The sequence below is a fragment of the Sphingobium sp. WCS2017Hpa-17 genome (assembly GCF_031843765.1).
Lineage (GTDB): Bacteria > Pseudomonadota > Alphaproteobacteria > Sphingomonadales > Sphingomonadaceae > Sphingobium.
Genome location: NZ_JAVTIV010000019.1, coordinates 62,837 through 82,933 on the forward strand (window position 1 = coordinate 62,837; position 20,097 = coordinate 82,933).

16 protein-coding genes are annotated in these 20,097 nt (G+C 63.5%); 12 read left to right on the forward strand and 4 right to left on the reverse strand.

What is annotated here, in order from left to right; all coding sequences use genetic code 11:
* Nucleotides 1-256 precede the first annotated feature (256 nt).
* On the reverse strand, nt 257-2,239 hold the full coding sequence (locus RQH62_RS19945) for an AsmA family protein (protein ID WP_311270398.1): 1,983 nt from the start codon (nt 2,237-2,239) through the stop codon (nt 257-259).
* 390 nt (nt 2,240-2,629) lie between these two features.
* Between RQH62_RS19945 and RQH62_RS19950 the strand changes: the two genes are divergently transcribed.
* Complete coding sequence (locus RQH62_RS19950) at nt 2,630-2,827, forward strand: AlpA family phage regulatory protein (RefSeq protein WP_311270399.1); 198 nt, start codon at nt 2,630-2,632, stop codon at nt 2,825-2,827.
* On the opposite strand, the gene RQH62_RS19955 is transcribed toward RQH62_RS19950, so the two are convergent.
* Both RQH62_RS19955 and RQH62_RS19960 read right to left on the reverse strand, forming a co-directional pair.
* Entirely contained in the window at nt 2,812-4,098 is a 1,287-nt protein-coding gene (locus RQH62_RS19955) for a phage integrase central domain-containing protein (RefSeq protein ID WP_311270400.1), read from the reverse strand. The two genes, RQH62_RS19950 and RQH62_RS19955, sit on opposite strands and share 16 nt — an antisense overlap.
* A gap of 616 nt (nt 4,099-4,714) precedes the next feature.
* Entirely contained in the window at nt 4,715-5,086 is a 372-nt protein-coding gene (locus RQH62_RS19960; protein ID WP_311270401.1) for an L-rhamnose mutarotase, read from the reverse strand.
* Nucleotides 5,087-5,158: 72 nt separating this feature from the next.
* Here RQH62_RS19960 and RQH62_RS19965 point away from each other — a divergent pair, with 72 nt between their 5' ends.
* From RQH62_RS19965 to RQH62_RS20015, 11 genes are all read left to right on the forward strand, one after another.
* Nucleotides 5,159-6,337: an aldose 1-epimerase family protein gene (locus tag RQH62_RS19965; RefSeq protein ID WP_311270402.1), complete on the forward strand. Its 1,179-nt coding sequence runs from the start codon at nt 5,159-5,161 to the stop codon at nt 6,335-6,337.
* Entirely contained in the window at nt 6,334-7,080 is a 747-nt protein-coding gene (locus RQH62_RS19970; RefSeq protein ID WP_311270403.1) for an SDR family oxidoreductase, read from the forward strand. Before RQH62_RS19965 ends, RQH62_RS19970 begins: the two co-directional genes overlap by 4 nt.
* 10 nt (nt 7,081-7,090) lie before the next feature.
* On the forward strand, nt 7,091-8,281 hold the full coding sequence (locus tag RQH62_RS19975; protein ID WP_311270404.1) for a CoA transferase: 1,191 nt from the start codon (nt 7,091-7,093) through the stop codon (nt 8,279-8,281).
* A complete protein-coding gene (locus RQH62_RS19980; protein WP_311270405.1) occupies nt 8,278-9,399 on the forward strand; it encodes an extracellular solute-binding protein in 1,122 nt (373 codons plus the stop codon). Before RQH62_RS19975 ends, RQH62_RS19980 begins: the two co-directional genes overlap by 4 nt.
* Nucleotides 9,396-10,166, forward strand: a complete 771-nt coding sequence (locus RQH62_RS19985) for an enoyl-CoA hydratase/isomerase family protein (RefSeq protein ID WP_311270406.1) — start codon at nt 9,396-9,398, stop codon at nt 10,164-10,166. Before RQH62_RS19980 ends, RQH62_RS19985 begins: the two co-directional genes overlap by 4 nt.
* Before the next feature lie 3 nt (nt 10,167-10,169).
* On the forward strand, nt 10,170-11,336 hold the full coding sequence (locus RQH62_RS19990) for a fumarylacetoacetate hydrolase family protein (RefSeq protein WP_311270407.1): 1,167 nt from the start codon (nt 10,170-10,172) through the stop codon (nt 11,334-11,336).
* Nucleotides 11,333-12,292 (forward strand): D-glycerate dehydrogenase, encoded by a 960-nt coding sequence (locus RQH62_RS19995; RefSeq protein WP_311270408.1) that lies wholly within the window; start codon nt 11,333-11,335, stop codon nt 12,290-12,292. The genes RQH62_RS19990 and RQH62_RS19995 overlap by 4 nt, the downstream gene beginning before the upstream one ends.
* Nucleotides 12,276-13,064 carry a kinase gene (locus RQH62_RS20000; protein ID WP_311270409.1) on the forward strand — a complete coding sequence of 263 codons (789 nt, stop codon included), beginning with the start codon at nt 12,276-12,278 and terminating at the stop codon, nt 13,062-13,064. The genes RQH62_RS19995 and RQH62_RS20000 overlap by 17 nt, the downstream gene beginning before the upstream one ends.
* Nucleotides 13,061-14,191, forward strand: coding sequence for an FMN-dependent L-lactate dehydrogenase LldD (gene lldD / locus RQH62_RS20005; RefSeq protein WP_311270410.1), 1,131 nt, complete (start codon nt 13,061-13,063; stop codon nt 14,189-14,191). The genes RQH62_RS20000 and lldD overlap by 4 nt, the downstream gene beginning before the upstream one ends.
* Nucleotides 14,192-14,261: 70 nt before the next feature.
* Nucleotides 14,262-15,890, forward strand: coding sequence for a glycosyl hydrolase family 28-related protein (locus tag RQH62_RS20010; RefSeq protein WP_311270411.1), 1,629 nt, complete (start codon nt 14,262-14,264; stop codon nt 15,888-15,890).
* 10 nt (nt 15,891-15,900) lie between these two features.
* Complete coding sequence (locus tag RQH62_RS20015) at nt 15,901-17,958, forward strand: glycoside hydrolase family 2 TIM barrel-domain containing protein (protein ID WP_311270412.1); 2,058 nt, start codon at nt 15,901-15,903, stop codon at nt 17,956-17,958.
* A 118-nt stretch (nt 17,959-18,076) separates the two neighbouring features.
* Here RQH62_RS20015 and RQH62_RS20020 read toward each other — a convergent pair whose 3' ends face one another.
* The gene (locus RQH62_RS20020) at nt 18,077-20,074 is read right to left on the reverse strand and encodes a right-handed parallel beta-helix repeat-containing protein (RefSeq protein WP_311270413.1); all 1,998 of its coding nucleotides are present in this window, start codon (nt 20,072-20,074) and stop codon (nt 18,077-18,079) included.
* Nucleotides 20,075-20,097 lie beyond the last annotated feature (23 nt).

Below are 20,097 nucleotides of genomic sequence, written 5' to 3' on the forward strand. Positions count from 1 at the left end.
ATTAATGGGCGCGGCGCACGCGGTGCCCCTCCTCATGCTGAATCTGGGTTGGCTGCCGAGCGCATCTCTGATCCCGCGTATCTGCGATGTTCTCGGACTGACGGCTGCGATGGCGATCAGCGGTGGCATGATGATCGCGGGTCCCCTGAAGGGGCAGAAGATTTCGAAGAGGCGTTGGCGCGCGCCGACAAGGCGCTTTGCCGGGCTAAGGCGGATGGGCGGGGCCGACTGGCGGCCTAGTCGCATCGCCCTGTCCTTACTGTTTATCCCTTTTCGAGACGTCGTCGCGCGGCTTACCGCCCTTGGTGCGTTGGGCCACGGCGCGTGCGCCGGCCAGTACCGGGCCGCAAGCAGCGGACTTGGCGTCACCGACATCGACGAACGCCAACACAGCGGCAGGCGGGCTGGCCAGCAGAGCAAGCCCGAGTCCTGCGCCCGACCGACCAAGCAACTCCGGACTGATGACATTGAGGGCAGGCGACCCGAAATGGCCGCCAATCGCCACCGGCGACTGGCCCGAAAAGAGGCTGAACTTCTTGCCATCGGCACGCACACCAATGTCGAGCGCTTCGGTGCGAAAGCTGAAACCGCCGCGCCCGGTAATGACGTTCTTCTTTGTGTCGATCAGGATGGGGTCAGCGTCCGCCAGGCCATCGCGCACGGTGAAGGCGATCAGACCGCAATTAATGCCCACTGGCTCCTTCAGCCGACCCTGAAACATCTTGTAGACAAAGGTGCCGAGGTCGATTTCGGAAAGCTGGACATTTCGCGTCCAGAAGCTGCCCTGCGGCATGATGAAAGCGATGCGGCCGCTGGCGCTCGCCAGGCTGTCATGGATCGTGTCGCCGCGCCCTTCCAGCTTGATCCGCCCGTGGATCGTGCCAGACGTGCCGGCCTCGACTACGCCATAGCCTCCGAGCAGCTTGCCCATCGGGGTGGGAGCGAGGCGAATGTCATAGCTGTCGGCTGCAGGACTTTGCCGCGTGTCGAGAATGATGTCGGCTGCAACATCGCCGCGGGCCATAGAGAAGGTGAGGGGGGAAAGCGAGAGCCTCCCCTTGTCCAGCGCGAGGCTGAGGTCGATGTCGGATACCGGCACGTTGCGTGAGCGGACGGTACCGATCCGCCATTTGAGCGTCGCGTCGAACGCCTGCATGGTCGCGACGGGCAGGGCGGCGTCGGGAAGAATGCGATCGGCAGAAGCGCCCGTTGCAGCCGCAGCGGCCGTGGCGCCTTTGCTGGCCACGATATCGGGATTGTAACCAATGAATGGCGCGGTATCGATAATATCGAGGCGTTTGGTGGAGAGTTCGGAATCCAGGCGCACGCGCTCCCCATTGGTGATGGTCAGCCTGCCAGCGACGTCGCTATTGCCAAAGGTGCCGCTGAGGTCCGTGAAGCGATAGACATCATCCTGCTTGATGAGCTGGCCCTTCAGTCGATAGGATCGGGTTTGCGGAATGGCCACGCCGATGATCGCCAGCAGTTCCGACATGTCGCGGCCGCTGGCCTGCGTCTGCAAGGGGACATTCTCGATATCCGCCACGGAAGGCAGAGTGCCCTTCACATCAATGACGTTGTTCGCCGCCCAGGCCCGGAGCGATAACTGATTACGCCCACGATTGGCGGTTTCATCGGGCGAGAGCAATTGTGCGGTCAGGCGGAAAGGGGTTTCCCGGATACGGCCCGTTCCCTTGGCGCCCACCGCTTTGCCGATCCGCGCATCCGTCGACTGGATCGTATCGAATTCAAGATCGGCGAGCAGCCGCATGCGCGGGTCGAGATAGCGCAGCCGTGTTCCCGCTATGCTGGCCCGGTCGATACGGGGAAAGGCGAGCGGCTCGCCGCCCTTTTTCTCGCTGAAGGTCCAGCTATTGGCGTCATGCGCGGCATTCCACTCAAGATCGATCGCTGCATCGCGCAGCGTCAGAGCATAGAGATGGCGCTTTCCAAACAACAGCGAAAATGGCGCGATCCGCGCATCGATCTGACGGGCCGAAAAGAGCGTTGGTTGACGCGCCCATTTCGGGTTCGACAGTGTGAAGCCTTCGGCCAGAAATTTCAGGCTGAAGGGTGCGAAATAGAGTTGGAAGTCGCCTTTGACCGCGACATCGCGCTCAGTGAGTGTGGCGACCGTCCGCTCAAATGGGCGTTTGAGGAAACGGCCCTTGGTAAGGAAGAGGACGAGCCAGATAATGATGACGGTAGCAAGAAAGCCGAGCCCGATCTTTGCGAACAACGGCAAGTGAAGCCATCCGAGCCTAACCTCTGGGCATTCTTGATTTGCGGAGTCGTTTTGTGGTGCAACTTCCATCGAGGCTGAACGGTGCAGACGAGCAATCGTTGCGTCCCAACGGCCTCAGTAATCGAAAAGGCCGACGGCCATCGGAGGGTAAAATGGATTCTTTGTTGTCCAAGGACCGAATCTAAAATGGTTTGGGGGGCTTTGAATTTACCCACGTCCGTGATGTGAACTTGTCGCCGAGCTAGGGCTTACCAACCTTCGTCTCCTGCCCTCATAATTAGGATAGAAGGCATCGAGTAATCTGGGGGGCACTCACTTGAACATCTCGGAGACGTCACCATATGCGCCTATGGCGGGCAGGCCAAACCTGAAGATTAGTTGGCCATGAAAGACTTCGAAGAGCAGTTTTTGCGGATCGGCAAGGTCATGGCAAAGACCGGGAAGCCGCGGTCCTCCATATATCGCGAGATGAAGGCGGGCACATTTCCTCGGCCCGAGCGCATCGGGCCCAGGGCCGTTGCCTGGCGCCTCTCAAAACTCCAACGTTGGATGGAGTCCCCGCGAGACTACCACTCGGATTGAAACCAGTGCAGTGGTGCTGTTGCGGCAAGATCCTCTAATTTTTGCTTAGCGCAAGGCTCCTGACATTGCGCTTCGGCCGCGTCGAGATAGTCCCCCCACCATGCGAGCATCTTGCGGCGATGCTCCAGATATCGCGCAGAATTATAGATACCCCGTACGCCGCGCGGCACGTGGGCAAGCTGCAACTCGATCCAGTCCGGCAGGAACAGACCTGACTCGTTCAAGACCGTGCTTGCAAGTGACCGGAAACCGTGCGCCGTCACCTTGCCCTTCAGGCCCATCCGATAAAGGATGTCCAGCATCCTGTTCTCGCTGATGGTGTCCGACCGTGAGCCGGCGACGGGGAACAGGTATTTTCCGAACCGTTCGTTCCCTGCGAGCCCATAGGGGTTCTCGTTTCTGATTTCCCGCAAGAGGGTAATCGCCTGGGGAGGTAGGGGCACGACATGCTCGGTCCGCATCTTCATGCGCTCCGGTGGGATGCGCCATAGCGGTTCGTCCGTTCCCAAGCCCTCAAATTCGGACCAGGTCGCAAAGCGGGTTTCCTGCGTGCGGACCATGGTGAGCATCGTCCAGCGCAGCGCCAGGTGGCTCACTCGGTCGCCCTGATCGGCGTTGAGTTTGCGAAAGAAGGCGGGGAGGTCTTTGGCTTCAACCTTTGCCATGTGGCGGGTGGCAGGGATCTTCACCATGGCCGAGATAAGATCCCGACACGGATCGCTATCGACGCGGCCGTCAGGTATGCCATATCGAAAGATCTCGCTGCATGTGCCCCTCAGTCTGTGCGCCATGCCGACTGAGCCTCGTTCCTCCACCTGTCTCAATGCTTGGAGGACATGGCGCGGCAAGATCGAGCGAACCGCCTTGTTGCCAAGGTGGGGAAAGATATCGGCGGCCAGACGCTGCTTGGTGATCCTGTAGTATCGCGGCGACCAAGAGGATTTGCGCGCCTTCAACCATTCGAGAGCCAAGGCCTCAAAGGTGAGCGCATTAACCTTCCGCTGAAACTTTCTCTCTTCGACCAGAGAGGATGGGTCCGTACCGCTAACGATCAGCCCTCTGTTGCGATCCCGCCATGCGCGCGCCTGGGCAAGGCTCGTATCGGGATAAATCCCGCCGCTCAGCGTTTTCTGTTTGCCATCGAACCGATAGGCGAGTTGCCAGAGCTTCCGGCCAGATGGCTCGACCCGGATGAGAAGCCCGCCTCCATCAGATTTCTTTATCGGTTTGTCGTGAGCCACCATCGAGGTCAGCACCTTGTCGGAAAGCATAGCCCTTCATCTCCGCGTTTCACGCGGCGATACGAACAACATTTCCGCCAAAAATGTGTTGTTTCACCACTCCACCTCGAATCTTGGTGGCAATCCATGGTGGCACATTCAAGCCACTGAAAATAGTGGACTTTCATATTAGACGTCATGGGTAATTTTGGGTTGCTTTGAGGTAAAAAGTAGTCGGGGATATATCGGCTCAAACTCTAGCATCGGCCGGTGACGAGGCGCTCGGACAGGTGAAGCAATAACATTTTGATTTGGGGGCTTATGGGCAGATTTGATCTACTTTGAGATGAATAATGGCCGCGGAGACAGAGTATGAATTAGGGTTGAGAAGTGTTGAGCCGACCGAACAGGTGACAGTGACCTTGGCAGTGTAGAGGGCGGCTGTTGCAAGAACTTGCAATAGCACAAGACGTGAAAAGCAACATCCGCCGTCGTGAGCGTTGGGAGATGATTGCCCGTTCCAACCGGATGTCAGAACGGCAAAAGCGTAAATCGATGATTGATGCTCGGTACAGGTATTTGACTTTGGTGTCCCTACGCCTCACAGATGATCACGACGTCTTTGTTGACAAATTGTTGACAATTTTTTCGTCCTTGAAGAGTAATTTTATTTAATATCATAGGGTTGTGCGGCCAGCGAATAGATAGCCTCCATCTCGACCCAGGTCATGTCCGGGGCGAAGGGGAGTGGACGCTGGAAGCGGCGCATCAGCCTATCCCAGGCTACGACATCTGGGTTGGCTGCGTCGCGCTCCGCCTTGATCGCAGGATCGACCGCCAGCGCACTATCCTGTTCCATGATCATCATCATCCGGTCGCCGATCATCCAGATTTGCAGATCGATAACGCCATCGGTGCGGATCGCGGCGGTCACGGCCGCCGGCGGGCCGCCCGGCGCATGCCAGGCGCGATAACGTGCGATCATCGCCGGGTCGTCCACAAGGTCGACCGCAAAACAACGGCGGACAATCTCTCTCATTTTCCCTCTCCCGGTTGACGAGTCCATCTAGCTTATATATTCATCATATGTCTTACAAGATGGAGAGGCTGAATGGCCCGGCTTTATGGCGGCGATGTGTCGAAACGACATATCGCCGAACGATCCGGCGCGCTGTCGCAATTTGCCGGCGTGCGGTTGATGACTCTGGGCGACGGTGTCGAGCGTGGCGTGCGAATGCTGCAATTCCGTACCGGGTCGGGTCTTGCCTTCACCGTGCTGGTGGATCGTGCCATGGATATTGCCGAATGCGACCATAGCGGGCGCGCGGTCGGCTGGCATTCGCCGTCGGGCTTCCGCCATCCGGGGCTGCATGATTATGAGGGCGAGGGCGGCCTTGGCTGGTTCCGCTCCATGTCCGGCCTCAATATCACCTGCGGCCTCGACCATATATTGTTCATGCACGACGATCCGGCCGGCCATTATCATTATGGCCCGCGTGAGACGGTGTCTTCCTCGCTGCATGGCCGCGTCGGCACGATCCCGGCGCAACTGACGGGCTATGGCGAGCAGTGGGATGGCGATCGTTGCACTTTCTGGGCGGAGGGCATTGTCCGCCAGTCGACCGTGTTCGGGGAGGATCTGCACCTTATCCGCCGGATCGAGGCGGACCTTGGCGGCGACGAGATTCGCCTGACCGACCGGGTGGTCAATCACGGCTTCTACCGCACGCCGCACATGTTCTGCTACCATATCAATGTCGGTCATCCGGTGGTGGCGGAAGGTACGCGTTATGTCGCGCCGATCCGTGATGTGCTCTGGGCAGCTCATGCCGATGCCTATCGGACGCAGGGCGTGGGCTATCGCACCTTGCCCGCGCCGATCGTCAATTTCCACGAACAGGTGTGGCAGCATGACATGGCGCCCGACGGCGACGGCCGGGTCGAGGTGGCGATCGTCAATGAAGCGCTGGGTTTCGGCTTCTCGGTCGTTACCCGCAAGGATCAGTTTCCGGCCATGTTCGAATGGCAGAATCTGCATGCCGGCCATTATGCGGTGGGGATCGAGTCATCCACCAACCATGTGCTGGGCAAGGACTTCGCGCGTGAGCGCGGCGAACTGATCGAACTGGAGCATGGCGAGGAGCGCCGCTACGACACGATCCTGCGCGTCCTGCCCGATGCTGAAACTGTTTCCGCCGCCGTCGCCCGGATCGAAGGCGTCCAGTGCCAGCCGGACGAGGACTATCCGGCGCCATCGGGTGTCTTCCCGCCGATCGGAAGTGCGGCATGAAAGGGCGGACGATCCTCTATACCGGCGCGGCCGGTGGCTTGGGGCTGGACACGACGCTGCTGCTGATCGAACGCGGCGCGACGGTGATCGCGGTCGACAATGATCCGGCCAAGGTCGCGCGCCTGACCGAGGCGGCGGAAGGCAAGGGGCCGGGGCGGCTGGTCATATCGACCGCCGACCTGTCCGACCTCGCCGGTTTCCGAGCGACACTCGATGCACTGATCGCCGAACATGGTGGCTTCGACATCGTCATCAACAATGCCGCCATCTATCCGTCCAAGGCCTTCGAGGATTTTTCCGTCGAGGAGCATCAACGGGTTCAGCGCATCAATGTCGATGCCGGGATCGTCGCGGTGCAGGCGGCTTTGCCGGGCATGCGGGCGAAGAGTTTCGGCCGGATCATCAATATTTCCAGTATTACCATTTCGGGGGGGTGGGCGAACCTGTCCCCCTATGTCGCGTCGAAAGGCGCGCTGGTCGGGCTGACCCGTGCGTGGGCACGCGAGTTCGGCCCTGATGGCGTGACCGTCAATGCGATCGCACCGGGCGCCTTCCCGACCGATGCCGAGAAAATCCATCCCGACCCGGAAGGTTATGACCGGATGGTATTGGATGCGCAGGCGGTCAAGCGCCGTGGCACGGCCGCCGACATCGCCCATGCCATCGGATTTTTCGCCGCCGACGAGGCAGGCTTCATCACTGGCCAGACGCTGCATGTGAATGGCGGCTGGGTCATGGCCTGAAGGACCAGATATGACGATACTCAAGGATATTCGCGTTCTCGACTGCTCCATCGCCATGGCGGGACCGTTCGCGGCGCAGCGGCTGGGCGACATGGGCGCCGACGTCATCAAGGTCGAACCGATCAGTGGCGAATGGCAGCGTCATGCCTCGGCCGGCGGCGCGACCGGCAACAGCGTCAACGTCTCCTTCCTCTCCCTCAACCGCAACAAGCGGTCGCTGGCGATCGACCTCAAATCGCCGGAGGGCAAGGCGGTGCTGCTGGACATGGTGAAGGAGGCCGACATTTTCCTCCAGAATTACCGCCCCGGCGTGGCTGAGCGTCTCGGTGTCGATTATGCGACCCTGTCGGTGATCAACCCGCGCCTCATCTATGTGTCCATGTCCGGTTATGGCGAGGATGGCCCCTATCGCCTCTATCCGGGGCAGGATCTGCTGTTGCAGGGCATGTCGGGCGCGATGCTGTCGGCCGGAGCGGAAGGCGCACCGCCGTCGCCCGCCGGCCAGTATCTGGTCGATGCCGTCACCGCCTATACCGCCTTCGAAGGCGCTCTGGCCGCGCTCTTCCACCGCGAGCGGACCGGCGAGGGGCAGTTGGTGCAGGTCAATATGCTCGACGCCATCACCACCATCCAGATGCAGGAATTGTCGGTATTCACCGTTGGCGGCAAGGCCCAGACGCGATCGGCCGAACCCCATGCCCACAGCTATATTCGCGCGCCCTATGGTGTGTTCGCGACGGCGGACGGCTATATGACGCTGGCCATGGCGTCGCTCAAGACGCTGGGGCAAGTGCTGGACGATCCTTTCTTCGCGGAACTGGATGAGGAGCGGGACGGCTGGACCCAGCGCGACGCCATCTTCGCGCAGGTGAAGGCGCATCTGGTGACGCGCGATACCGCGCACTGGCTGGAGACGTTCCGCGCCGCCGACATATGGTGCGGCCCGGTCTATGGCTATGCCGATCTGGTCGATGATCCGCAGATCCGCCACAACGGCACCTTCGTCGAATATGATCATGTGACCGAGGGCCGGGTGAAGGTGCCGGGTTTTCCGATCCGCTTTTCGCGCACGCCGTCCACCATCACCCGCGGCGCGCCGCTGGTCGGCGAGCATAGCCGGGAGGTGCTGGCCGAGGCCGGCCGCAGCGAGGCGGAGATCGCGCAACTGATCGAATCCGGCGTGGTGCGCCAGCACGCATGAGCCTGCCAGTTTATCGCGGCCTGACCTGGGACCATCCGCGCGGCTATCGTGCGCTGGAGGCGGCGGGGCGTGAGGTCGCGCCGGGACAAGGACTGACCATCGGCTGGGATCGCCACTCGCTGGAGGGGTTCGAGGCTGCGCCGATCGCTGACCTCGCTGATCGCTACGACCTGATCGTGCTGGACCATCCCCATGTCGGTGAAGCGGTGGCGCAGGATTGCCTCCAGCCGATGGAAAGCCTGTTCGACGCGTATTGGCTGGCGGGATTGGAAGGGGCCGCGATCGGCCGGTCGCTTGCCAGCTATCATTATGGCGGATCGCATTGGGCGCTGCCGCTGGATGCCGCGACACAAGTCATGGCCTATGCCCCTGATCGGATCGAAACGCCGCCTGCAACATGGGACGCGGTGATAGCCCTTGCCGTGCATCAGCCGGTGGCCCTGTCGCTGGCCGGGCCGCATGCAATCCTGTCCTTCCAGTCGATCGTCGCCGCGCTGGGCGGGGCGGGACCGGTCGAAGGGTTCGTGGATCGGCAGGCGGGGCGGGCCGCTTATGCGATCATGGCTGCGCTGACCGGCGCGACCAGCCGCGCCTTCCTGCATGCCAATCCGATTGCCCTGCTGGAGGCGATGGCGGCCGGTGAGCCGATCGATCTGGTCCCGCTCGTCTATGGCTATGTCAATTATGCTGCTGGTGGCCGGGTCGGTTTCGCCGATGCGCCGCGCGGGCCGGCCGGCATCGGGTCGATCCTGGGTGGCACCGGCATCGCGGTGTCGAAGCGTTGCGAAGTGACGCCGGCGCTCAGGGCGCACCTCCTCTGGCTGATGGGGGAGGAGACGCAGCGGATCTTCATCCCCGCGCAGGAAGGCCAGCCCTCGCTCCGCGCCGCCTGGACCGACCCGGCGGTCGATGCCCGCTGGGGCGGATTTTACAGCGGCACCCGTGCCACGCTGGAGGCGGCCAGCCTGCGCCCGCGCCACGACGGCGCCATCGCCTTCCAGACCGAGGCATCGGCGCGGCTGCGCGCGGGCCTGGTCGAAGGGGAGGCGGCCGACCCAGTGCTGGACGCCATAGAGGCGGCTTTCCGCCGCCATCATCGCAAAGGAACCGAATTATGAGCGCCCTACTGCGCTTCGACATTGCCGATCATGTCGCCACCATCACGCTCAATCGGCCCGACAAACTGAACGCCATGACGCCGGAAATGGCAGCGGCCTTGGTGCAGGCAGTGGCCGAGTGCAACGCATCAGACGCAGTGCGCGTGCTGATCGTGACCGGCGCGGGGGAGAAGGCCTTTTCCGCCGGTTCCGACATCACGATGCTGGATGCCTATGCGACCCCTTGGGACTTCCGCAACCGGCAGGATTATTGCGACGCGCTGCGCGCCTGCCGCAAGCCGGTGATCGCGGCGGTCAATGGCTACGCGCTGGGCGGTGGGCTGGAAACCGCCATGGCTTGCGACATCCGCATTGCGTCGAGCAACGCGCGCTTTGCTGCGCCGGAAATCAAGCTGGGCTGGATCGGCGGTGGCGGCATGGCGGTCGGCCTCGCCCATTCGATCGGCATGTCGAATGCCGCGCTGATGCTCTATACCGGCGACATGGTGAGCGCCGAGCAGGCACTGGCCTGGGGGCTGGTCAGCGAAGTGACGCCGCCCGACCAGTTGATGGTGCGGGCGCAGGCAATCGCCGCAACCATCGCGCAGCGGGCACCGATCGCGGCCGAAACCGCCAAGCTCAACCTGCGCGCTGCCCATCAGATGCCCTATGACAAGGCGATCGAGTATGAGCGCGACTTACAGGCGATCTGCTTCGCGACCGCCGACGCCGCTGAAGGCCGGGCCGCCTTCGCGGAGCGGCGCACGCCCGATTTCCGGCGGCGCTAAGCGATGGACCTGTCCCCCGCCGCCATCCTGCCCGCTGATCCCGATGCGCTGCTGTTCGGCCGCATCTGGCGCCCCGACCAGGAGGGGCCGTCGCTCGTTCGCGTCGATGGCGATCGACTGGCCGATATTTCCACCCACTTCCCGACCGCGCGCGACCTGTGCGAAGCCTCCTCCCCAGCACAAGGGCTGCGCGACGCGAAGGGCGAGGATGTCGGTGCCCTTCGCGATATCCTCGCCAACACCCCATCGGACCGGCGCGACTCCTCCCGGCCGTGGCTGCTCTCGCCTATTGACCTTCAGGCGGTGAAGGCGGCCGGTGTCACCTTCGTTACCTCCATGCTGGAGCGGGTGATCGAGGAAAAGGCGCGCGGAAATCCGGACGCGGTGGCCCATATCCGCGCGCAGGTGCAGGCGCTGGTCGGCGATGACCTGCGCCATTTGCGGCCGGGATCGGACGCGGCGGCGCAGCTCAAGCAGATGCTGATCGAGGCTGGAGCATGGAGCCAGTATCTGGAGGTCGGGATCGGCCCCGACGCCGAGATCTTCACCAAGGCGCAGCCCATGGCGACGGTCGGTACGGGGAGCGCGATCGGCGTCCATCCCGCATCGGTGTGGAACAATCCGGAGCCGGAGGTGGTGCTGGTGATTGCGTCGGACGGGCGGATCGTCGGCGCGACGCTGGGCAACGACGTCAATCTGCGCGATGTCGAGGGGCGATCGGCGCTGTTGCTGGGGAAGGCAAAGGATAACAATGGCGCGGCGGCGGTCGGTCCCTTCGTCCGCCTGTTCGACGGCGGTTTCGACCTGAACGCGGTGGAGGCGATCACCGTCACGCTTCGGGTCGATGGTCGCGACGGTTTCGTCATGGAAGGGCGATCGGCGATGGCGGAAATCAGCCGCCCGCCCGCAGAACTTGCCGCGCAGGCCGTGAACGCGCATCATCCCTATCCCGATGGCCTCATCCTCTATCTCGGTACCCTGTTCGCACCGACGCAGGACCGGGGCGATCCGGGACGGGGCTTCACCCATGCGGAAGGAGACGAGGTGCGGATTGGTTGTGACGAATTGGGCATGCTGGTGAACCGGGTGACGGCGACCGACCGGGTCGAACCCTGGACCTTCGGCACGGCCGCGCTGATGCGCAATCTGGCGAAGCGGGGTCTGTTGTGAGCGCAAGACCCCGAATATTGCTGACCCGCCGCTGGCCTGAAATGGTGGAGCAGCGGCTTTCCGCCCGCTATGACGTCAGCTTCAACGACAGTGACCGGCCGATGGATGCGGCCGCGCTGGCACAGGCGATGCGCGACCATGATGCGCTCTGCCCGACCGTGACCGACCGGGTGACGCGCGAAGTCCTCATGGCTGAGGGGCGGCGGGTGCGGATCATCGCCAATTATGGTGCGGGTTACGAGCATATCGACCTTGCCGCCGCGCGCGAAGCGGGGCTGGTCGTCACCAACACGCCCGACGTGCTGACCGAAGCGACGGCGGATATCGCCATGACCCTGATGCTGATGGCGATGCGCCGGGCGGGCGAGGGCGAGCGGGAATTGCGCGCCGGCGACTGGACCGGCTGGCGGCCCACCCATCTGGTCGGGCAATCGCTGGACGGCAAATTGCTGGGGCTGGTTGGATTCGGCCGGATCGCCCGCGCGGTGGCGAAGCGGGCGCAGGCGTTCGGCATGCGCATCGCCTATCACAGCCGTCGTCCCGCCGACGACATGCCGGCAGATGCCTATTTTGCCGACCTTGGCGCGCTGGCCGAGCAGGCGGATGTGCTGTCGCTCCATGCGCCGGGCGGGGCGGAGACGCGCCATATGGTCGACGCCACGCTGCTGGCGCGGATGCCCGACCATGCGGTGCTGGTGAATACCGGGCGCGGGACGCTGATCGATGAGGGCGCGCTGGCGCAGGCGCTGGCCGACCGGCGGATCGCGGCGGCTGGGCTGGATGTGTATGAGGCGGAACCGCAGGTCCATCCCGGCCTGATCGCCCTGCCCAATGTCGTGCTGCTGCCGCATCTGGGCAGCGCTACGATCGAGACGCGCACCGCCATGGGCATGAAGGTAGCGGACAATCTCGATCGCTTCTTTGCCGGAGAGCCGTTGCTTGACCCCGTCGCTTGAGCGGGTCGCTGCGGCGACGCGGAGCTGGCTGGCTGCGGCGGGCGGCCCGCTGATCCTGGGCCTGTGCGGCGCGCAGGGATCGGGCAAGTCGACGCTGGCGACCGGCTTGCAGGCGTTGATGGAGAAGGACGGGCATCGCACCGCCATCCTGTCGCTGGACGACCTCTATCTGGGGCGGCAGGCACGTGGGCAACTGGCGGCGCAGGTGCATCCGCTGTTCCGCACGCGCGGGGTGCCCGGCACCCATGATGTCGCGCGGGGTATCGCTTTGTTGGAGGCGGCCAAGGCCGGAGAGCCGCTCCTGCTGCCACGCTTTGACAAGGGGCAGGATGAACCGCTGCCACAGGGTGAGGCTGTCGATGGGCCGATCGACCTGCTGATCTTCGAGGGCTGGTGCGTCGGCGCGCGACCGCAGGCGAAGGCGGATCTGGCACCGCCGGTCAATGCTCTGGAACGCGACGAGGATCAGGACGAAATCTGGCGCCGCCATGTCAATCGCCAGTTGCGTGGCCCCTATGCGGAACTGTTCGGCTGGATCGACCGGCTCGTCCTGCTCGCCGCGCCGGATTTCTCGGTGGTGCGCGGCTGGCGCGGGCAGCAGGAGGAGGCGTTGCTGGCGCGGGGTGCCGACAAGGCGATGGATGCCACGCAGCTCGACCGCTTCGTGCAACATTATGAGCGACTGACCCGTCATATATTGGCCGAGATGCCGGCGCGCGCCGACCTGCTCCTGTCGCTGGACGAAGCCCGCCAATTGAGGACTACCGCATGATCATTTCTTCCCCGCTCGATTATCGCGAGGCGGCGCGGCGGCGCCTGCCGCGCTTCCTGTTCGACTATGTCGATGGCGGCGCTTTTGGCGAGGAGACGATGGCCGCCAACCGTGCCGACCTGGCCGACATCAAGCTGCGCCAGCGGGTGCTGCGCGACATATCGGCGCTCAGTCTGGAAACCACCTTGTTCGGCGAGAGGATGGCGATGCCGCTGCTGCTCGCGCCGATCGGTCTGGGCGGCATGATGCGGCGGCGCGGCGAGTTGCAGGTGGCGCGTGCCGCAGCCCGCGCCGGCATCCCCTATATCCTCTCGACCGTCAGCGTCTGCTCCGTGACCGAGGTGGTGGAGCATGTCGGCCAGCCGGTCTGGTTCCAGCTCTATGTGCTCAAGGATCGCGGTTTCATGCGCCATGCGCTGGAACGGGCACAGGCGATGGGCGTGACCAAGCTGGTCTTCACCGTGGATATGCCGCTGCCCGGCGCGCGCTATCGCGATGCCCATTCGGGCATGAGTGGCCCCAACGCACCCCTGCGCCGGATGATGCAGGCCATGGGCCGGCCGGGCTGGGCATGGGATGTCGGTCTGCTGGGTCGGCCGCATGATCTGGGCAATGTGTCCGCCTATCGCGGTCAGCCCACGGATCTGGCCGATTATATCGGCTGGCTGGGCGCCAATTTCGATCCGTCGATTACCTGGTCCGATCTGGAATGGATACGCGATACATGGAAGGGCGAGATGATCGTCAAGGGTATTCTCGACCCCGACGACGCGCGTGATGCGGTGCGTTTTGGGGCTAACGGGATCGTCGTGTCCAATCATGGTGGGCGGCAACTGGACGGGGCGCTGTCCACTGCGCGGGCGCTGCCGGGAATCGCCGATGCGGTCGGCGACGACCTGACCGTGCTGGTCGACGGCGGCGTGCGGACCGGGCTGGACGTGGTCCGGATGCTGGCGCTGGGCGCGCATGGGGTGCTGCTGGGTCGGGCCTATATCTATGCGCTGGCGGCACAGGGCGAGGCGGGCGTCACTCACCTGCTCGACCTGATCGCGCAGGGCATGAAAGTGTCGATGGCGCTGAGCGGTGCCAAATGCGTCAACGAGTTGGACAGGTCTTTGCTGGTGTAGCGATCGGTTTAAGGGGTTCACAGCCACCCCTCATTATGTAATACGTCATACAACATAATGAGGGGATCGCATGATGAGCGGCGTTATCGAACGCGCGAATTTCAGTCGGCGCGCCATGACCTTGGGCCTCGGCGCTGCCTTCACGATGGCGTCGGCGCCGGTGCGGGCGGCCGGATCGCTGCGTGGCTTCCACGATGTGCGCGACCATGGCGCAAAGGGGGACGGGGTCGCGATCGATTCCGATGCCTTCAATCGCGCGATCGAGGCTGCGAGCAAGGCCGGTGGCGGCACAGTGGTCGTGCCGCCGGGCCATTATCTTTGCTTCTCCATCCGCCTGAAAAGCCACATCACCCTGTTGCTGATGCCCGGCAGCCTGATCGAGGCGGCCGATCCGCGCCGGCACAAGGGGCGCTACGACCTGCCCGAAGGCGTCTATGAGGAGCAGTTCGTCGACTATGGCGTCGCCCATTTCCACAATGCGCTGATTTATGGCGACGGCGTCACCGACGTCGCGATCATCGGACGCGGGATGATCCATGGGCTGGGGCTGGACCGGGAGGGGCCGGCGCCGCGTTGGCACGGGATCGAAGGGTGGAAGTCGCCGAAGGAACAGGGTCTGACCGCCGATGCCGCGCGCCGGGCGATCCCGCGCGAAATGGAATATGAAGGACGCGGCAACAAGGCAGTGGCGCTGCGCCGCTGTCGCAATGTCCTGTTGCGCGACTTTACCATCCTGCAAGGCGGGCATTTCGCCTGCTATGTGCTGGGATCGACCAATGTCACCATCGACAATCTGACGATCGACACCGACCGCGACGGCATCGACATCGACTGCTGCCGCGACGTGCGCGTGACCAACTGCATCGTCAACGCGCACAAGGATGACGCGATCGTCCTCAAGAGCAGCTATGCCTTGCAGGAACCGGTTTTCTGCGAGGATGTCAGCGTCATCGGCTGTAAGACCAGCGGCTATGATCTGGGTACGCTGATCGACGGGCAGTATCGCCCGTCCACCTACCGGTCGACCGACAATGTCGGCGTGCTGGGGCGGATCAAGCTGGGCACCGATTCCGCCACCGGCTTTCGCAATGTCCTGATTTCCGGCTGTACCTGCGAAAATACGCGCGGGCTGCAAATGGGTGCGATCGACGGCGGCGTGCTGGAGGATGTGACGTTCAGCGACATCAACCTGCGCAATGTCGTCAACCATCCCATCTTCGTGCGCCTCGCCGCACGCAACCGGGCGCCGCGCGGCAATGGTCCCTCAAAGGTACGGCGGGTGCGCTTTTCCGACATCAATGTGTCCGGCGCATCTGGTCCCTATGCCTGCGGCATCGTCGGCAATCCGGGCGCGCCGATCGAGGATGTCAGCTTCTCCAACGTCCATGTCCGCTCCGCCGGTGGAGGCAGCGCGACGGACGCGGCCCGTGCCATCCCCGAACGGCCGGCCAGCAGTCTGGAGCCCAGCTTCATGGGAGCGTTCCCGGCGCATGGCCTCTTCGTCCGCCATGCCCGCAACATCAGCCTGCGCGACGTCAGCTTCGATGTCGAAGCGACTGACGCGCGGCCCGCCATCCTGTTCGACGATGTGCAGGGGGCGATGGTCGATGGCCTGCGATCGCGCCAGCCCCGCGACACGGCGATCCGGTCGACCGCAAGCAGCGGCATCCAGATCGGCGATATCCAGACTTTAAGCTGAAGGAATGACGATGCGCTCCAGTTTCGTGCTTGCCCTGCTGTTGCCGGGCGTGGCTCAGGCTGCCACCGAAACGCCGCTCGCCGACGGGTGGCGGTTCGTCAAGGCGGACGCCGCCGGGGCGGAGGCACCCGGTTTCGATGATCGCGCATGGGCGCCGGTCAGTGTGCCACACACGTACAACGCCGAGGACAGCGGCATTGGCGGAGCCAAGGCGCGGGGCGAGCCGGAAGGTGTCTATTATCGCGGCCCGGCCTGGTATCGGCTGGCGATCGACCACAAGCCGCAGCCGGGCAAACGCTATCTGCTGCATTTCGGCGGCGCGACGCTGAAGGCCGACATCTGGCTGTACGGTCGCAGGATCGGCACGCATCAGGGTGGCTATGGCGCCTTCCGCATCGACGCGACCGACGCCCTGACGCCGGGGCGCAACCTGCTCACGGTGCGGGTCGACAATAGCCGCGACACCCATATCGCGCCGTTGAATGGCGACTTCAACATTTTCGGCGGCCTCTATCGCCGCGTGTCGCTGATCGAAGTGGATGCGCTGGCGATCGACCGGCTGGATCATGCCGGGCCGGGGGTACAGGTGCGCACCAGCGCGCTCCAGCCGCGCCGTGCGAGCATCGACGTCGCCGTGGCGCTACGCAACGATCGCGCTGCGGCGGCGCGTTTTACGCTTGCCAGCCGGATCATAGACGCCAGCGGCAAGACGGTGGCGCGCTCCGTCACCCCGGCCACGCTCGCCCCCGGCGCGCATGAGGCGGTGAAGCAGACGATCACGCTGCCCAATCCGCAGCTCTGGACGGGGCGCAAATCCCCCTATCTCTATCATGTCGTGACCGACGTGGTGGAGGGCGGGCGCATTATCGACAGCCAGACCGTGCCGTTGGGCGTGCGGACCATCGCAGTGAAGCCGGACGGAACCGTGCTGTTGAACGGCGCGCCCTATCCGATGCGCGGCGTCAACCTTCAGCATCCCACCCGCTTCGGGCGCGGGCCGATCGTCACCGATGCGGAGATTGACGAGGATCTGGGCATCTTCGCCGATATGGGCGCGACCGCGATCCGGCTTGCCCATATGCAGCATCCACAGCGCGTCTATGAGCGGGCGGATGAACTGGGTCTGCTGCTGCTGACCGAAGTGCCGCTGATCGACGACCATGATCCGTCCGATGCGTTCCGCGAAAATCTGGTCGATCAGATGCGCGAACTGATCGCGCAGACGGGCAATCACCCCTCGGTCGCGCTCTGGGGCATCGGCAATGAAATCCGCAAGTCGGACGCCGCCTCCAACCGCATCCTCGCCGAATTGCAGGCAACCGCCAAGGCGCTCGATCCGACCCGGCCGACCACCTATGCACATTGCTGTCTGGAGGATAGCGACCCTATCGCACAGCATAGCGACACCGTGTCGTATAACCGCTATTTCGGCTGGTACTGGACCAAGTCCGAAGACATCGGGCCGTGGGCGGACGACTTGCATGCCAAGCTGCCCGGTCGGCCGATCGGCGTCAGCGAATATGGCGCAGGGGCCAGCATCCTGCATCAGGAAGACCCGGTGATGACCCGACCGGAATCCAACGGCTATTGGCATCCCGAACAATATCAGACCGACTTCCACATCAAACATTGGCGCGAGATGAAGAAACGGCCCTTCCTCTGGTCGACCTTCGTCTGGGTCGGGATCGATTTTCCCTCCTTCAAGCGCAATGAAGGCGACCGGCCGGCGATCAACGACAAGGGGCTGGTGAGCGAGGATCGCAAGGTCCGCAAGGACGCCTATTATTGGTATCAGGCCAATTGGTCGGACGTACCGATGCTGCACATCACCAGCCGTCGCGATGTCACGAAGCGCACGCAGCGCGTGAAGGTGCAGGTCTTTTCCAACCAGCCGGCGGTCGAACTGCGCCTGAATGACGGGGCATGGACGCGCGTGCCGGTGGAGGATCATATCGCGGCCTGGGACATCGATCTGGCCAAGGGCGGCAACCGGGTCGAGGCACGCGCGCAGGCAGGCGGCAAGATACTGACCGACGCGGTAAGCTGGAGTTGGACGACGCGGCCCTGATCTGACTGTGCCTGATGCTTCTCGACCAGGCTCAAAGCGAACGGGTGGAGGCGTAAAAAAGGCCGCCCGAAGGGATCGGGCGGCCAGCGGGGGGACAGGGTTAGTTGTCAGCGCAAGGTCAGGGACGCACGCCCGCCTCATCAATGACCTTTTGCGCATCGGCCGGCCAGTCGCGATTGGGCAGCAGCATATTGTCGCGCGCGACATTGCCGATTTCCTCCAGCCAGCGGCCGCCCGTGCTGTTGGAAATATGCCAGTTGCCGGTCGCGACATTGTCGGTCGAGATCCGGCGTCTGTACATCTTGCCCGCCGTATTGATGTTCAGCCATTTGCCGCGCGTCTCCACGACATTGCCGGTCACGCGGAAATGCTTCGATCCTTCATCCAGATAGATGGCAATCTTGTCGCCAATGTCGAAGATGTGGTTGCCGCGTACGATCGCACCGGGATTGGCCGACAGATTGTAGATCGCCCCGCCATCCATGAACCAGCTTTTTACGCCATGGATGCGGTTCCCTTCCACCAGCGTATCGCGCAATGTCGTGGGCGTCGTATATTTGACGTTATGGACATAGCCCTTTGCATTCTCGTCATAATTGGGATTGCCACCGGCATCATTATAGCCCCAGCCCCAGCCCACGGCGATGCCGTCATAGGGTGCGTCGCTGATGTCGTTATGAACGATCCGCGCGCCGCTGACATAGGTAGTCAGGATCGCGGCATTATCCTTATAATCCTGCGACACGGTGGCGACGATATTGTCCGCGATCGTCAGGTCGCGGTTGATGAGCGCGGGGTCATCGGGATGATGCGCCTCCGCCCGGATGCCGCCGGCCATGATCGCGCTGCCCGACAAGACCGTGAAGCGGTTGCGCGACACGCGGATGTTGCTGGTGGCCAGACCCACGCCCGAGAGGTTGGCATCCGGGTTGTTGCCGATGCCAAGGCCGATCTGCCCCAGTTGCGAGAACTGGTTGCGTTCAAAGACGATGTCGCGCGCCGCCGATAGCTGCACGGCGGCGGGCATCTGGTTCCATTTCTGGCGCATGGATTCAAATTCGACACAGCCCCAGCCGCACGTCTTCCACGCCTCCACTGGCCGGATCGGCGAGGTTTCGAGCAGGAAGGAACCGCTCTGCTGATTGGCATAGCCGGTCGGCCGCGAGGGGCCGAGCCAACTGCTGTGGGAAAAGCGCAGCCCTTCGAACCGCAGCCGTTCAACCGGGGCGGCGGGGGTGCCGCTGATCGACACCAATGTTTCGAGGCGCGGCAGGACGATGCGGCGCTGCGCGATATCCTCGTCCAGTCCCATGCGCAGATAGAGTTTGCCCGCCTGCGGATCGATCACCCATTGATAGGGCTTGCTGTGCCACTCATTGGTCTTGTCGACAAATTCCAGCGCATTGGCCAGGAACAACCGGCTGTCCTGCGGGAAGATCGGCTTGGTGATCGTGTCATAGCCCCAGCTATTATTGTCCCAGGCCGGTTGCGCCATGGTGACGCGGTGGCCCGCGATCGCCTGTACCGGCGACACGCGATCGGTGAAGAAGCCGGTCGCCTGCAATTCCAGCCGTTCGGGATGCGCCAGCGAGGACAGCCATTGCAGGTCGGGATTGGTGATGGTGAAGCCGCTCGCGTCGAAGGCGACGTCCGACGCGCGGATTTCGATCCAGGGCCGCTCGGCCAGCGTATCGTCTACCCAGAGCTGGCGCGCGTCGATCCCCTTTGGTACGTCCGCGACATAGAGGCGACGCTCCGCATCATAGGGTTTGAAGCCGCTGACCAGTTGCCCGCCCGACAACATTGGATGCGCGCCTTCGGCCGCGCGCCATGTCACGACATGACCATTCAGCCCGCCATCGGCGCGGCGGAAGAGCAAAGGGGCGTCGAGGCCATAGGTACCGTCTGCCAATATGACCGCCACATCGCGCTTCGCATTATGCTGCCGTACCAGCGCCTGCGCGCGGGTCAGCGAGCGCACCGGCCGCGTCTGGGTGCCGGGGGCTTTGTCGTCGCCCGTGGGCGAGACATGCACCTGCACCGGTCCCTCCTGTGCGGTCGCGGTCGCCGCCACCGGCATCACCGCTGCCAATGCCATGCACCAGCTGCCCTTCATCCTCTCTCTCCTCGTCCTGCGCT